General features: G+C 50.3%; 8 protein-coding genes. 1 reads left to right on the forward strand and 7 read right to left on the reverse strand.

What is annotated here, in order from left to right:
- Position 1: 1 nt before the first annotated feature.
- From DXN05_RS17380 to DXN05_RS17400, 5 genes are all read right to left on the reverse strand, one after another.
- A complete protein-coding gene (locus DXN05_RS17380; protein ID WP_116848554.1) occupies positions 2-1,594 on the reverse strand; it encodes a glycoside hydrolase family 172 protein in 1,593 nt (530 codons plus the stop codon).
- 59 nt (positions 1,595-1,653) lie between these two features.
- Positions 1,654-3,357, reverse strand: a complete 1,704-nt coding sequence (locus DXN05_RS17385) for a RagB/SusD family nutrient uptake outer membrane protein (RefSeq protein WP_116848555.1) — start codon at positions 3,355-3,357, stop codon at positions 1,654-1,656.
- Between the two features lie 20 nt (positions 3,358-3,377).
- Entirely contained in the window at positions 3,378-6,509 is a 3,132-nt protein-coding gene (locus tag DXN05_RS17390; protein WP_116848745.1) for a SusC/RagA family TonB-linked outer membrane protein, read from the reverse strand.
- A 190-nt stretch (positions 6,510-6,699) separates the two neighbouring features.
- On the reverse strand, positions 6,700-7,587 hold the full coding sequence (locus tag DXN05_RS17395; protein ID WP_116848556.1) for a carbohydrate kinase family protein: 888 nt from the start codon (positions 7,585-7,587) through the stop codon (positions 6,700-6,702).
- Between the two features lie 30 nt (positions 7,588-7,617).
- A complete protein-coding gene (locus tag DXN05_RS17400; RefSeq protein WP_116848557.1) occupies positions 7,618-8,943 on the reverse strand; it encodes a sugar porter family MFS transporter in 1,326 nt (441 codons plus the stop codon).
- 412 nt (positions 8,944-9,355) lie between these two features.
- On the opposite strand from DXN05_RS17400, the gene DXN05_RS17405 reads away from it, so the two are divergent.
- Complete coding sequence (locus DXN05_RS17405) at positions 9,356-12,121, forward strand: hybrid sensor histidine kinase/response regulator transcription factor (protein WP_116848558.1); 2,766 nt, start codon at positions 9,356-9,358, stop codon at positions 12,119-12,121.
- Positions 12,122-12,470: 349 nt separating this feature from the next.
- Here the strand turns inward: DXN05_RS17405 and DXN05_RS17410 are convergent, their stop codons facing one another.
- Positions 12,471-13,610 carry an MFS transporter gene (locus tag DXN05_RS17410; RefSeq protein ID WP_116848559.1) on the reverse strand — a complete coding sequence of 380 codons (1,140 nt, stop codon included), beginning with the start codon at positions 13,608-13,610 and terminating at the stop codon, positions 12,471-12,473.
- Positions 13,611-13,646: 36 nt separating this feature from the next.
- Entirely contained in the window at positions 13,647-17,051 is a 3,405-nt protein-coding gene (locus DXN05_RS17415; RefSeq protein ID WP_116848560.1) for a polysaccharide lyase family protein, read from the reverse strand.
- Positions 17,052-17,078 lie beyond the last annotated feature (27 nt).

Genomic DNA, 17,078 nt, shown 5'->3' on the forward strand with positions numbered 1-17,078 from the left:
GTTATTTGTCTGTTGATCCGGTGAAGCCATACCAATACGTGGTAGCGGCAGCATCAATGGTGCCGCCATCCCAGCTCAGCATTTCCATATCGAATGAAAAGGCGTTGGTAAAGGGTATGGCATCTAATATGCGTGTACGTGTAAAAGTATTGTACCCGGTTGAAGAAGGCTGATCTGCACGCGGTGCGTTGGCAAAAGGTGTCTGGTACAATACTACGGGCGCCCAGGAGGTGTTGTAATAATCCTCCAGACCAGTACCAAATTCAGAAGGGAAGGCTTCGTTATCTACATATGCCTTTGCATCACCTTCGCCGTACCATGATTTCATGTGGTTGTTAACGGACAGGGTGTTGCCAAGGTATACGCCTTTGCCGCGTATGGTGGCAAAGTTCCAGTCAATGGGTGCGGCAGTATCCTGTTTGGCTACTTTGGTTAGGTCATAGTCCCATTTGGCGTCTTTAATGTTCTGCTCAAATTTATACGCAGCGTGAAAGTACATAGCACGGTTGTTCCATGTATACGCACTTACTATTGCCTGTAGCTGAACGGTGAGGGTGCCGGTGCCGTTGTTCTTTACGGTGAGCGTGGCTGTGTGCTGATAGGGCATTACCCAACGACTGGTGAGTGTACCGGAAGCGGTTAGCTCCCTGTACCAGCTGGTGATAGGTTTGCCGCCATACCCGCTGCCGATAAAATCGCCTGCAGGGCACAGTACAGTTTGTTGCCCGTCGAATTGTAAGCCGAGTATGGTGGATTGCCATACCTGTTCTTTGCCTGCTTCGTTGTTTGTAGCAAGTGACAGCTGCAGTTGGCGAATGGCTGCAGCACCTGCGGGCATTGGTATGGCGATGGAATCGCCGGGCGCCAGCTGTACCCGCTGCGAAACGGATTTGCCTTCCGGTGCAGCGGGGTGCAGCAGCAGCGTGCTGGTTTTATCGATTGCTGTTTTGTACTGTTGCAGCAGTGCAGGCGTAAAGGTTTCCACCTTTGTGCCTGGTGCGTAGGTACGGTAGTTTACCTGGTAGTAGTGTGGTGTTTTACGGTTGGCGCTGTCTGCAAACTGCCAGGTTATTTTGCAATGTTGCTGATAAGGCAGCGGCAGGTATAATGTATTGCCGCCTTTGCCCTCCGGTTCGTAACTGGAGTGTGGTATCAGTAATCCCTGCCCTGCATTGAAGCCGCCTTTCATTAAATCAAATGCAGGTATTTGCAGTGAGGGTGTGGGTTCATGGTTAAAGTAAAAACGCATGATGCCTTTTTTAGCGAGCGTGGTTAACCAGAACCGTACAATTACACCGGGGCCATCTGCATCCAGCAACACAAACTCGCTGTGAGCTGCTTTCTTTTCTTCCCTGATAAACTGGTTGGCGTCTCCGTTGGCAAACCATCCTGGTTGGTCGGGTGAAACAGATTTGCGGTCGTAACTGCTTGCCTGTTTCAGCGTGTAGGCGGGAGAAGGGTAACGGGTAACTGTTTCCGCATCGGTCATCTCCTGCAGCAGGCTGCCCATGGTGATGGTAGGCGGTGGTGTTTGGGCACTGCATATAATGCAGGTGCACAACAATAGCGATAGAAGTATGACAAGCTTTTTCATTTCAGGCAAATTGAATAGTCCATACAAACCGTGGTGCTAAATATAAGCCAACCTGTTTATCAGTAGCCGGGATTTTGTTTATACAGGCCCTTGGTGAATGTAATCTCTGCCTGTGGTATGGGCAGGTACTCATCGCGGCCTGCGGTGAATTTTGCTGTTGCCAGGAAGGTACGCCTGTTTTTTTCTACGTTGATGTAGGCGTTGAGTGTAGGTTCTGCAATGCCCCAGCGCACGAGGTCGAAGAAGCGTGAGCCTTCTGTGGCAAATTCCAGGCGGCGTTCCCATTGCAGTGCTTTGCGTGCATAGTCCTGTGTCCAGCCTGTACCGGGATATTCTTTTACATTGTATACAGTGGCGAAGGTGCCGTCTATTTTTTTGAGCCTGGCTGTACTGGCGGCTGCGCGTGCCCTGATGCGGTTAATCAATGGCAGGGCTTTATCCTGCTGACCGGTTTCGATGTATGCTTCGGCAAGCATCAGCAATACATCGTCGTAGCGAATAACTACCACGTTTAAGGCAGAGCCCATAAAGGGGCCTAATTTGTAATAGGAGGAACTGGTGGAAAGTAATTGCGTGCGCATGCTGTGGAAATTGCCGTATACACCCGGGTCGCGTATCCAGCTGTTGCTGAATGGCGTGGTGGGGTCGTATTTATAGGGGTGTCCGTCAACGCCTACGGTGTGGTCAACACGCACATCGAAGGTTTGTGCTGTGAAGTCGGCAATGCTATTGTTAAAGGTGTTGAAGTTGGGCAGGCCATTGGCATCTGTGGTAAAGGCATTCACCATGTTCTGGCTGGGCATGTGAAAACCACAGCAGCCGTATTGCGGTGCGCCGCTGGGGTAGGTAACGCCTTCTTCATAATCAAGGCGGCCGTTGATGGTGCCGTCGTTGATGGTGAATTGTATGGCGAATACGGATTCCGGTCCGTTTTCTGTTTCAGGCAGAAAGTTGTCGCTGATATCGGGTGCAAGCGAGTATTTGCCGGATGATACCACGTCTTCCAGCAGCGATACTACCTGCTGCAGTTTGCCCTGGTTGATGTTGACTACCTGGTGGCGGTCATCCTGCTCGTATGCCTGGTACAATCTTACCTTGGCCAGGTAAGCTTCTGCTGCGTATTTATTCGCTCTTCCCAGCTCTGACTGTGTTTCGGGAAGGTTCTGTGCAGCAAACTCAAAGTCGGCTGCTATTTTATCCCATGCTGCATCATTGCTTAAATCATTGGACACTTTAAGGATGTCATCGTTGGTAGCAGTTTCATCAAAAATCGGGATGTTTTTATACAGCTGCTTCAGTGAGAAGAAGGAATGCCCGCGCAGGAAGCGCAGTTCTGCCTGGCGCACTTTCTTTTTGGGCAACACGTCTTCAGAAAGGGCATTTACTGCACGCAGGCCAACATTGGCGCGTGAGATAGATTTGTAGTAGTTGGTCCAGGTGCGGTTGATGTAGATGCCCATGGTGGGTGTTACGGTGTTGTAGTGTTCCATCTGGTCTACTTCTACCTGGTCGCCGGTGCCGCCGCCACCTTTGTAGGCGTCGTCGGAACGTACACTGCCGTAAGCCCATTTGCTGAAGATGGGGCCAATGGGGTCGCCGTTGCCGATGGCAGCATAGGCGGCTGTTACCAATCCTTCTGCTGCAGTGGCAGAAGTGAGGTCAGCAGAAGACAGCACGCCGGCGGGTGTATAGTCCAGCGCTTTTTTGCAGGAGGCCAGCATCAGCAGCGCTGCGGAAATATAGATCGTTGTTCTCTTTTTCATTGTGTGATGTTTTTGGTTGCTTAAAAGGATGCGTTGATACCAAAGGTGTAGGTCTTGGGAATGGGCACGGGGCCAAGATCTATGCGCTCGGGGTCGGGGCTCTGGTACTGGCTGCTTTTAAACCAGAACAGGTTTTCTGCCATGAGGTAGAAACGCAGGTTGTTGAATACGCTGCGGGGTTTCAGGTTATAGCCCAGCTGTATGTTGCGCATTTTGAAGTAGGATGTGTTTACCATGAAGTAGTCTGATGTACGGCCTTCGTTGTTGTCGTCTTTCAGGGTGAGTGCAGGTATTTTGGTGTTGGTATGCTGTGGTGTCCAGCCGTCAAATACACCGGGGCCAACATTCTCGCGGCTTCTCATGAGGTTGTTGTACAGTGAGTACACATCAAATCCTTTTCTGCCGGTTACGCCTGAACCGAATACAGACAGGTCGAAATTTTTATAGCGGAGATCTATGCGCAGTCCGTATTCCAGTGAAGGCAGTGTGCTGCCTATCCAGGTGCGGTCGAGGTCGTCTATTTTGCCATCGCCATTGATGTCTACATATCTTATCCTGCCGGGTGCTGCGCCAATTTGCGTGGGTGCTTTGTCTACCTCGGCCTGCGACTGGAAGAGGCCCATGGTCTGGTAACCAAAAATGTCAAACTGTGAATGCCCGATAATGGTGTTCACCAGGTTGCCGGGATAGGCAGGGCGCACTTCTTCGGGCAGCACGGTAATCTTGTCCCTGAAGTGGGCGAAGTTGGCCTTGATATCATATTTGAAGTTACCTGTGCCTTCGCCCTGGTAACCCAGCACCAGTTCCCAGCCTTTGTTGGTTTTGGTGGCGCCGTTTACCGGTCTTGTTTGTCCTTCACCCAATGCAGATGCTACCGGTGGTGTAATGAGGATGCCGCTTGTTTTGCGGGAAAAATAATCGAACGATCCGTATATCCTGTTATGCAGTATGGCGAAATCAAGACCGCTGTTTAGTTCCTGTGTGCTTTCCCATTTCAGGTCGGGGTTGCCTGCCTGTGTTTGTACAAAGCCTGAAGGCAATGCGCCGGTATTGGCACCGCTTAAGGAGTAGGCGGTGCCGATGTTCATGTACGGTTCCCAGAAGCCGGGTGTGAGCTGGTTTTGGGTAAGACCATAACGTGCTTCATACAGGGCAAAGCGGGATATGTCACCAATCTGCTGGTTGCCTACACGACCCCAGCCCAGGCGCAGCTTCAGTTCTGAAAACAGGTTGCTGCGCTGCATGAACTGCTCGCGGTCAATACGCCATCCCACAGAAGCGGCGGGGAAAATACCATAACGGTTATTGGTACCAAAGCGTGAAGAGCCATCGCGGCGGAGGGTTACGGCAGCGAGGTATTTATCATCTAAATTGTAATCAACCCGCGCGAACTGGGAGAATAAACGGTTGCCGGTAGTGCTGCCGGATACCGCGGTATTGCCTGTGGCTGCATTAAGCGTGAAGTAATCTTCCGTTTGTATGGAGAAGCCCTGTTTTACGGTGTTCTGGAAGTCGAGGTCTGTTTTAATATATTCTGTACCCAGCAGGAAGTTGAAGCGGCTTTTGGCGAAATAGAGATCGTACCGCAGGGTGTTGGAAAAGGTAAGACTGAGGAAATGGTTTTGATCGTAAGTGAGGCTATTGGTGGTTCTGCTCAGTGCGCCTTCGGTAAAGGTGGGTGCAATTACTTTGCTTAGGTAACGCGCGTCATCTGCACCGAATGTGGTTTTAAAGTACAGGTTCTTTACAGGTTGTATTTCTGCAAACACATTACCGAAAGTGCTGAGGCGGTTGGCATTGTTCCAGCGCGCGAGGTACTGCATGTGCAGCGGGTTGTTGCGGTCTGAATAACCGGCACCCGATTCACCTGCGAAGGTTACGCCATCTTTCTGGTACACCGGAATGGTGGGGGCAAGGGTTACTGCCAGCCCGGTAGTTGCTGCGCCACCCAGGTCGTTGGTGGTGAGCAGTTCGTTAGAGTTGGCGATGTTGAGGTTTACGCCGAAAGTGACCTTGTTGTTAAAGGCCCTGGTAATGGCGTTGATGTTGCCGCTGATGCGTTCGTAACCGGTATAACGCAGCATGCCGGTGTTTTTCAGGTAACCCAATCCAACCTGCAGGGAGCTGTTTTTGCTTCCTGCAGAGATGTTGAGATTGGTGTTGGTTACCAGACCAGTTTTATACATGACGGATTGCCAGTCGGTATTGCCTGCCGGTGTATTGGGATCACCACCAACAAAAGGTTGTACGGCCACGCTGTTTAATACAGGATTATCATAGTTGCCGTTCCAGTCGAATTTGTAGATCTCTCCATAACCTGCAGCTGGATCCTGCCGGTCGTTTACCGATGCCTGCCACAATGCTTTACCGCGATCAAGTGAGTTGAGCATTTTAAACCGCATGGATTTTTCTGATTGTGCAGCTATGTTGGAATTGAGCTGGAACTCTACCTTGCCATTGGTATTGCCGCCGTTTTTGGTGGTAACAATAATAACACCGTTGGAAGCGCGTGAGCCATATATAGAAGCAGCGGAGGCATCTTTCAGCACCTGCACCGAGGCAATGGCTGATGGGTTCAGGTTCTGAAACACTTCGGGCCTGGTTGTGGGTATGCCATCTATTACATACAGGGGATCGTTGTTGCCGAGTGTGTTGGCGCCGCGTATCAGTATCCTGCTGGTAGCACCGTTGGGTGAGCCGTCTTTTTCAATGTACAAACCGGCAACGCGGCCCTGTAATGCCTGTGCCGTATTGCCCGATGTGTTGTTGCGCACGGAAGGGGTTAGCTCTACTACTGCAACGGCGCCCGTTAAATCTTTTTTGCGTTGCGAGGTATAACCTACTACAATTACCTGGTTCAGGTTGGTGCTGCTTTCTTCCAGTGCAATGTTGAGTTCACGGGTTTGCGCGGTTACTTTCATTTGCAGATCTGTCATGCCCACAAAGGCGAACGTGAGTACATCATTCGCTGCAGCTGCAAGGGAGAAGTGGCCGCTGGTATCGGTGAAAACAGCAGTGATACTGCTTTTAACAGATACGCCGGGAAGCGGTTGCCCGGTTGATTTGCTGAGCACAGTACCGCTTATGTTTTTTTGCTGGGCCTGTGCTGTTGTTACCAGCAGCAGGGCCAGTACAATCAGTAGACGTGTCATAAATAGTTGAATTTTGGTTTTCTGATAATCAGGATGGGGGTTGCAGGTATCGCTGTTTTGCAGCAACAGGGGTAAGGTGGCGGGTGCGCAGGGCAACCGCAGGCAGTGAATGTGTTTGTATATCGCATGGCAAGCGTTTTTACTGTTTGATGTTTAAGGGTTTAACGTTTAAAGTTTGAGGGTTTGGGGGTTATTGCAGTTGGGGGCTGATATCGGCGGGGTGATAGTCGGGGCAGGCGCCCTGCTGTGTGCCTATAAAGGCAGCCAGCTGGTTGGCGAATGCCAGTGAATCGGCTACTGTAGCGCCTTCCAGCTGTTTGCACAGGAGTGCTGCCAGGAAGGCATCGCCGCATCCAACGGTATCGGCAATTTTCACAGGCAGGCCTTTACAGCTGTACCATTCATCACCGCAGGCTACAATGGCGCCCTTTGCTCCGCAGGTAACAATGAGCATGCGAAAGCCGAAGCGGGTTTGCAGGCTTTTGATGCGGTCTGTTATATTGAGCAGCGGGGAAAACCAGCCGGTAACCAGTTCCAGTTCGTCGATATTCAGTTTCAGTATATCGGCCCTGTTCATGAGCAATTCCAGTGTATTGCGGTTGTAGAAGGGCGCGCGCAGGTTCATGTCGAACACCTTGCAGGGCACCAGGTCGAGCAGGCTGAACAGGGTGGCGGCAGAGGCGGTGCTGCGGGCAGCCAGGCTGCCATACACGAAGTATTGTGCCTGCTGTACCAGCTGTGCGGCTTCTGTTTCTTTTTCAATGTGGTCCCACGCGGCATCCTGTGCAATGGTATACACCATTTCCTGTTCGTTTTTTAACTGGCCTGTTACCACGCCGGTGGGCTTGTTGTAATCTACCTGGAAATAGTCGGTGCATACGCCGTGACGTTCCATTGTTTGAATGAGTTGTTGCCCGTGATCGTCGAACCCGATGCGGGATATAATGGCCGGGCGCTGGCCCAGCTTGTGCAGGTGGTAGGCCACATTCAAAGGGGCACCACCCACCTGTTTACCGGAAGGCAGTATATCCCACAGGCTTTCGCCAAAACAAACAACCTGGTGTAAACTATTTGACATACGTAGTGATTAATGGTGAAGTGTGTAGGGTTAATGCAATATCAGCTGGTGCTCGAGCTGCTCCAGCGGGCGCCCCTTGGTTTCGGGCATCACGCGCCATACAAACAGCAGCTGTGCAATCATCATTACCGCGAAGAACAGGAAGGTGGTACCGCCGCCTGCACGTTCGGCCACATAGGGAAAGGCAAAGGCGATAATGGCTGCCATCAGCCAGTGGGTAGTGCTGCCCAGGGTTTGCCCCTTGGCGCGTACGGAAGAAGGAAAGATCTCGGAAATAAACACCCAGATGACTGCCCCCTGCGAAAAGGCAAAAAAGGCGATGTAGATGAACAGGAACACCGCCACGGTAATGCCGCCTGATCCGCTGTAAAAACACCAGGATACCAGGGCCAGCGTAACAATGAGGCCAAAGGAACCGATGAGCATGAGTGTTCTTCTGCCAAAACGGTCAATGAGGTTTAAGGCCAGCAGGGTGAAGATGAAATTGATGACACCCAGGCCCACGGTTGACAGTAAGGAGGAACTGGCACCAAGACCAGTCATTTCAAAAATGCGCGGCGCATAATAAATGATGGCATTAATGCCCGATACCTGGTTGAATACCGCAAACATTACCGCGAGTACAATGGGCACTTTGTTACTGGCGTTGAACAGCCTGGGTTTTTTACCCATTTGCTTTTCAGTGGCTGCCTGCACAATGTTCTGTACAATGGCTTCTGCAGTGGATGCGTCAATGGTGTTTAATATATGCCTGGCCTGCTGTACGCGGTTCCTGTACAGGATTAACCAGCGCGGACTTTCGGGCACGCGGAACAACAGCAGCAGAAATACCAGCGAGGGCACGGCCTGTATGCCCAGCATCAGTCGCCACGATTCGCCTGCCAGTGACGCAATGAGGTAATTGGATAGATAGGAAACGAGGATGCCGAATACCACGTTAAACTGGAACAGTGCTACCAGTCTGCCCCGTTTGGCAGCAGGCGCGATTTCTGATATATATACCGGTGCGGTAACGGAAGAAGCACCAACGCCCAACCCGCCCATCAACCGGAAAGCGAGAAACAGGTACCAGTTGGTAGAAAGGGCGCAGCCGAGAGCAGAGACGAGGTACAAGGCTGCAACCAGGTACAGGGTCGTTTTTCTGCCCAGCGCATCAGAAGGATAGGCACCGCCAAGCGAGCCGATGATGGTGCCGATGAGTGCAATGGAAATGGTTAACCCGTGCTGAAAGGCGTTGAGCGACCAGTAGCGCTGAATGTACTGCTCTGCGCCGGAGATAACTGCGGTATCAAAACCAAAGAGAAAGCCGCCTAAAGCAATCACGATAGACCAGCGTAAAATCTTGTTCCCGTTCATATGGCCTGTTTTGACTACAAGCTTAACATGCTGCAGCAGGTTGAGCCTTTCAATAGGGCAGGGAAATCATTTAAAATGGCGCATGACCGGTGAAAAGGCTTAATTGTTTAGTGCGTAGCATCTTTTATATATGGCAATGTTTTTATTTGTTGGGCGGTTTTCGATTTCTGTACCTGCATTTTCAATTTCTGAACATCAGTACAAGCGATGTGCAGGTAGTACATAGTGCGGGTATGCGGCTTTCTAAAAAAATTGCTGCTGTTTTATAAACCCGTTCCTTTAAAAAGAACAACCTTTGCCTGCAGCCTAACCAATCAATGTTGTTTAGTTTAAGTATGATTGATATTTTTTACCGCAAAGAAGCCGCTCACTAAACGACATTGCCCAACGAATAACGAATAATGCTTGTCTTATGATTTACTACTGTAAACGCAACTGCCTGCTTGCCTGTATTGCCTTTTTGTTGATTGCGCTTTGTTCCTGCAGCAAGGGTACCACCCACCGGAAATATAAAATCGCCTTTTCCCAATGTACAGATGACAATTACCGCCGCCAGATGCTGGCCGATATTAAACGGGAACTCGCCTTTCACCCCGATGTGGAATTATTATACAGGGATGCCAGCGACAGCAGCCAGCTGCAGGTAGAACAGGTAAAACAAATGATGAAGCAGGATATTGACCTGCTGATTATTTCACCCAATGAAGCGCAGCCTTTAACCGGTGTTGTGGAAGAGGTGTTTAATAAAGGCATTCCTGTTATTGTGATTGACCGCACCATTGCCTCGCAGTTGTATACCAGTTTTATTGGTGCAGACAATTTTGAGCTGGGTAAAATGGCAGGCGATTATGCTGCTGACCTGCTGCACCACAAGGGCAATATTGTGGAGGTGATCGGCAGGCCGGGATCGACCCCTGCCATTGGCAGGCAAAACGGGTTCAGGCAAAGCATCGATAAATACCCCGGCATTCATATTACGCGCGAAGTATATGGTTACTGGCTGAAAGACAAGGCGACCACTGCGCTCACCGGCATAAAGAATGAGTTGTTGCAGGCCGACCTTATTTATGCCCATAACGATGTAATGGCACTGGGGGCTTACAATATGTGCAAAGAGCTGGGTATAGAGAAACGGGTAAAGATCATTGGGGTTGACGGAACGGCTGTGCCTGGCGGCGGACTTGACCTGGTAAATAACAAAATTATCAATGCCACCATGTTTTACCCCACCGGCGGTAAGGAAGCGGTGCAAACAGCGTTTAAAATTCTCAACGGTGAAATGTTCGACAAGCAGCATACGCTGCAAACACTGGTGATTGATTCTACCAATGTGCACCTGATGCAGCTGCAATCTGCCAAAATTGATGAACAGCAAAAAGACATCGAGAAACAGCAAAGCCTGTTGCAGGAGCAGCGCAATATTTACCGTGGCCAGCAAACGTTTTTGTACATCACCATTGCTGCATTGATCTTGTCCTCTTTTCTCAGTGCCGTAGTGCTGGTAGCCTGGCGCAGCAAACGCCGCATCAACAAACGGCTGGCTGCTTCCAACGAAGAAATATCGCGGCAGCGTAACCAGCTTATTGAAATGACTGCACGGGCAGGGGAAGCCACGGAAGCCAAGTTTAATTTCTTTACCAATATATCGCACGAGCTGCGAACACCGCTGACGCTCATCTTTGGTCCGCTCGAAAATGTAATGGCCAATCCCAAACTGCATTTCTCGCTGAAGAGTGACCTGGATATGATCAACAAAAACGCACTGCGCCTGCTGCGGCTGGTAAACCAGCTGATGGACTTCAGGAAGATTGAACACCAGAAAATGAAGCTGCGCGCCACCGAAAATGACCTGGTGCATTTTGTAGAAGAGATCACTTACTCGTTTAAAGAAAATGCCAGGAAGAAAAACATCACACTGCAGGTGAACACCCGCATGCCGAACCTGATGGTATGGTTCGATGCCAATATGCTGGACAAGGTATTGTTTAACCTGTTATCCAATGCACTGAAGTTTACCCGGGAAAATGGATACATTACGGTATCCATTAACAAAAGCCCGTCAGGCAGGGAAGCGGTTGTTGTAGTAGAAGACACTGGCATAGGCATGACGCCTGCTACGGCCAAACATGCATTCGATCTGTTTTACCAGGAGGGTGGCAGTTCATTCAAAGGTACGGGCCTTGGCTTGTCTTTATCGAAAGAACTGATAGAGCTGCACCGCGGCAAAATTGTACTGGAAAGCGAAAAATGGAAGGGTACCCGGTTTGAAATATTGCTGCCACTGGGCGCAGCGCATTTGCAGGAAGACGAGCTGGTACATGAACCCGTGAGTGAACGCGGTGTATACGAGGAAATGAAAATATACACGGCAGAACAACAGCTGCCGGCTTATCATGCAGAAGACATAGCAGGTGAAGCCAAAGAATACTCGATACTGATTATTGAAGACAGTGATGACCTGCGCAATTTCCTGAAACAACGGTTGTCGCTCAACTTTACCATATTTGAAGCAGGGGATGGCAACAGTGGTCTGGCCATGGCTTATGAGGTAATTCCCGACCTCATTATCTGCGATATACTGATGCCGGAGAAAGACGGGTTATCTATTACCCAAACCCTGAAAACAGATATCCGCTCATCGCACATACCCGTCATCATATTAACGGCCAGCAACAGCATGGAGAAACAGATAGCCAGCCTCAAGCTCAATGCAGATGCCTTTATCTCCAAGCCCTTTAACCTGCAGCACCTCGAAGAAACCATTAAAAGCCTGCTGAAGAGCCGTAAAATGTTACAGGAGCATTACACCAGCGATGGCACCGGCAGTGCGCGCAGCGCCAGCGCTAAAGTTGACCGTAAATTCCTGAACGAGTTCACCGCTATCGTAGAAAAGAACATCGGCAATGAATGTTTTTCTGCGGAAGAAATTTGCCGGGAAATCAGCATCTCGCGCATCCAGCTGAACAGGAAGGTAAAAGCCCTGCTGGGCATTAACGTAAACGACTATATATTAAACGTGCGCCTGCAACGCGCCCGCTACCTGCTGAGCAATGAAGATCTTTCCATATCTGAAGTAGCCAGCAAGGTGGGGTTCTCTTCCCAGGCTTATTTCTCTACGGTTTTTAAGTCCAAGCTGCAGGTAACGCCGTCTGAATATAAGGAAAAAACGAAGGGGTGAGGTGATGGGGGTAGCCCTCGCCGGTGGGGACACCGGCGAGGGCAGCGGGAGCTTAAAAAGGACGCTTGCGCCCTTTTTAAGCTTATTGTGTATCATGATTCGATGTGCAGAAAGTACAGTGATGAAATAAATTAGTGCCGGGCTGCAGGTAAATTTCTTTCAGGCAGGATCAATACCGCATACCCGGGCTTAAGCTTTTTGGAAGCAGCAGTTTTGAAAAGCCGGTGCAGGACTACAGCGGCCTGATCGTTACATGACCTTCATATTGAAATTTCCATACAGCGAAATTGCACTAATTACGGTACGCTCATTTATACAATCAGGAAAACGACTTACGCAAGCCGGAAAGTTATTGCCGTTCTTTTAACAGCCAGGCTACGCCGGCCAGGAAAATCCATAACAGCAGGGGAAGTGATAGTGACCAGGCTTGCCCCTGCCAGTCGGCCAGCAGGCCCATCGGTGGCAGTAACAATGCACCGCCTGATACACCCATGATGAGTAAACCGGATACCTGGTTTTCCATACCCGGCACGCGTTGCAGTGCTGCAGAGAACAAGATGGGGAATATATTGGCTACTGCCATACCGGTTATAAAAATGCAAACACCCAGCAGCCATAGTTGATGAAAGCATAGAATGCCTGCCATGCCTGCAATACCGGCAATGGCGCTGAGCAGTAAAAAGCTTCTTTCTTTAAAGGAGGAAAGGAAAAATACACCCAGCAATGAGCCGGTCATTCTTGCTACGAAATAAATACTGGTGGCCAGTCCTGCCTTTGGCAAAGGCAGCAAGAAGCGTGTTTGCAGCAATTTGGGCAGGGTCGTATTTAAACCGATATCGATGGCCACAATAGCAGTTACGCCTGCCAGCAGCCAGGGTATTATAGGCCGGCGAAGCAATGCAAGTGAATCTTTAAAAGAAGACTGGCCTGCTGCGGGTGCTTCTTCATGAATACTGGTGCGCGTGAGCCATAACAAATTGAGTAGGGTAACGCAGGCCAACAACGGAAAGGTTAACCGCCAGTTGCCACCCATTTGTACCATGGCTGCAGTAAGCACCGGGCCAAGAAAGGATGACAATGATTTAATAAGCTGCCCGCCGGTTAATGCAGGCGCCAGTTTACCGGGTGGCACTACATTGCCGAGCAAGGGGTTGAGTGATACCTGCAGCATGGTATTACCAATGCCCAACAGGGCAAAGCCTGCCATTAATACGGAGAAATGGTACAGGAAATAAGGCACCAGCAATGCAGCTGCGGTGAATCCCATACCCAGTATTACCAGGCTTTTGCGGCCTATACGGTTCATGAGCAATCCGAATGGGAGGGAGAACAGGGCAAACCAGATGAACACCATTAGCGGCAGCAGATTGGCCACACTGTCGCGCAGGCCAAAATCTACTTTCGCATAATTGGTGGCAATGCCTACCAGGTCAACAAATCCCATCACAAAAAAGCCAAGGAATACGGGTACGGCTTTTCTATATAGCATAGCGAATCGTTTAGCGTATGGTGTGTTCGTTTGTGTTTATCGTGTGGTGACTGCACCGCTGCGTTTTTCAACGCGCAATGTTACAACGCCCTGCGCATCTACCGTTATATCTTTGCCTGCTTCTTTTACCGGTTGTTCGGCTGTGTTGCTGAAATACTGGCTGCCGGCAGGTGCGCTCCATTGCAGTGTTGTAGCAGCAGCGCTGCTGCCGGGGTTGTACAGGGTTACCATCCATGCCTTACCATCTTCAGAAGGTTTCAGCGCCAGGGTAACCAGTTGTGTATTGCTCAGTTGCAGCAATGAGGTATGCAGGCCTTCGCCCAATGCCGGTGTTGCTATAAGCGGTTCTGCCTTGCCTGTTGCAAACTTTGTTACTGCTGTGGCATCGAAGGCGGCATGCGGTTGCAGGGCATACCTGAAATAAATATGTCCCAGCTGGTAGGCCCTGTAATTGGTTTCCCAGTGATTGTTCAATGCCCATGAGTAGAATTTCTGCGTAGGCTCAATGGTTTTGCGCCATACGGCCGGGTTGGTTTGTCCGCCCAGCAGGTTAGCAGTGATGCCGCCTACTTCTATGAGCGGTGCATCGAGCGATACCCACGATATGCCCATGTTGCTGTTGGATACATCTGCCCAGTTGCCCACTTCCAGCCAGTTTTTGCAGGCGCCGGGTATCTGGTCTTTACCGGGACGTATCATTGCCATGGGAATGTTTACTTTTATTTCACCGCCGGGTACATGAAAGGGGAAAGCAATGTTCAGGCTTTCCTTGCCTTGCGTATTGGCCCATCCGTAATCGCCGGGATAGGGATTCAGCTCTGCAGGTTTCTTGTCAAGATGATTCACAATGTCAACATAGCCGAAATCTTTTACCAGTGTTACCTCGCGCAGCAATTGGGTACAGCCGGGGGCTTGTGACCGTATTTGCAGTGAAGCAAGTACAGGGCCGTTTTCTCGGAGCTGTACGGTAACTTCTTTAATATGCTGCAGGGCAGTAGTGTCTTTGCCTGCAAGGTACAGGTAATCATTCAAACCCTCGCCGGAAGTGGTATCTGCGAAATCGTTACCCAATGCGGCATGCTTCAAACTGTTGATTGCGCCTGTTTGCGGATTGATGGTTAAGCGGATAATGCCATTGTCCAGCATATATTGCCCGGTAGTAAAGCTGCTGGTGGTGGCTGCCTTACCTGCCGATATGAAGAAGCGGCCGGAGGCAAAGGGCGGAATGTTCTTCGCAACAAACGCCAGCTCGCCGGTGGTTAACCGTTGCGATGGAATGATGGTGCCTGCAGCATCTTTTACAATATCGCCTGCTGCTGAAAGTTCGCGCGACAAGGTAACCAACTCCGTACGTGGCCATGAGCTGGTGTTTACAATATCCACCGCATTGGCTACTGCGGTGCCGCTTTGCTTGCTGAGTGCGCCTTGTGTAAGTGCCAGTGAAAGACTATCTGCATTGGTAGCGTATGATTTTTTGATGATCCATTGCTCCATGGTTTTCTGTGTCAATGGTCTTGTTACGCTTTCATCTGCACCCCAGGTATGTTCAGAATACAGGATTACGTTTTTCCATGCTTCATGAAAGCTGTCTGCCGGGAATTTATCCGGTGCAGTCATGGCCCACAAGGCACCTGCCTGTGTAAGGCGCGAAGAGGATGCGCGGTTCTCTGCGGTTTCCAGTGCAGAAGAGCCTGCGCCATCTTCCCAGTAGCCAGTCCAGTCGCCATGTACTTCGGGCAGCTGTGTGCCGTATTTGTCTTCAAATGCACGGAAGGCTGTGGTGGTAGAAGAGATGATGAATTTGGGCCAGGTATATTTGCTGCTCCAGTCTTTTACAAATTCGCTGATGGATGGATCGGGTACGGCATTGTCGCCATGACCGCTCCAGCGGATATAGGTAATATCGTAGGGGAATTTTTTCTGCTCCAGTTCTTTCATATAGCTGCCTACGAATGAAGTGGTGAGACCATTGGGCAAACCATGCGACATGGCGTAACCGCGGTAGGGTATCCATACCAGTACTTTGTCTTTGCCCGAAGGACCAAACCACCAGAAAGGTTTGTCTTCCCATTGTACAAGTATATCGCCAATGCGGTCGAAGTAGTTGGGTGCAGCAGAGAAATAACGGATACCAGCCTGAGCCATGGCCGTTACGGTGCCCCAGGTATAACCGGGTACATCGCTGATCATGGCAGATTGTATGGTAGTACCGCATTGTGCGGCAAGCTTGTTGGAATAACGGAAGAGCTGCAAAAGCTCTTCCGGGCGGCAAAGTCCGGTAAGCGTGTTCAGGTACATGCCATTGAGGGCAACACCGCCATCTTTCACGGCAGCAACCAGGTCGGCTTTTTGCTGTGCGTTCATCCGGTTCATAAACAAGTCGGCGGCATACACACCTTCAAGATTCCATACAAAACGTGCTCCGGCAGGATAGTCGCGGGTTTGTTTGGCATAGGCTATGCCTGTTAACAGGTTGTTCATCTGTTTGCGTTCCACATTGGTTTGTATTTCGGTGTAACCAATATCGTTGTGTGAATGCGGCAGAATGTAAACGGTCATCTTTCTTACAGGTGACAGCCGGATATCTTTTGTAAACAGCTGCTTTCCTTTCTGTGCAACGGCGATGGTTACCGTGCTGTCTTGCGTAACTGCAGGAAGTGCTAATGTTATGTTGTTGAGCCCGGCTGTAAGTGGGTAGCTGGTGCCCGGTTTGCCGGCTAAGCCAATCTTTATATTGCCTGTATCGCTGTTATTGGCAATACTGAGCAGGCAGGGCTGAAACGATTGCCCGTTCTTTTCCTGCAGAAAGGGAAGGGCTTGCCATGATTCAGCAGTAATGCCGGGCTGCACGGCCTGTAGCCTGGTACCTGCAGGGGCGCTGAAACCCAGCCAGTCGTACACAAACCAGCTCCCTTTTTCCGTGGTAATGGTGATGATATTGTTCCCGGCTTTCAGATCATCTGCAGTGATATTGATATCGAATGAAGCAGGCGAGCCTGGCTGCCTGTTACCATGAATACCCCTTGCCTTGCCGGAAGCCAGCGTTTGTGTGAATATTTTTCCGTTAACGCTGATGCGCAGCTGCACCTGGCTATGGCCTGCATCTATGGTTTTTACCTGCAACTGGTAATTGCCGGGCAGCGGTTTATCACGAAGTGCGAATAAGATGGAACTGGTATGCGTGGTGTTGCCTGCCCACCCGTCATCAGGGCCGGGTTGCGCATAAGGCCAGTCTTTGGCTGCTACTGAGCGGCCAACCCTGTAAAAGGCATCTTTGGTAAACTTTGCATAATGCTCCGGCGCCAGTGCCAGTTCGTTACTGCTGTTGTCTGCTGTGCCTATCTGCCACAGCAATGCCGGTTGGTTCTGTGCGTACCCGTTTAGTTTGCCTGCGGTGAAAAACAGGCAGAAAGTAACCAGGGACATCGCTATTCTTTTCATACAACGTGCTTCTTTAGGTTTTGGTAA

It is taken from the genome of Deminuibacter soli (genome assembly GCF_003412455.1).
Lineage (GTDB): Bacteria > Bacteroidota > Bacteroidia > Chitinophagales > Chitinophagaceae > Deminuibacter > Deminuibacter soli.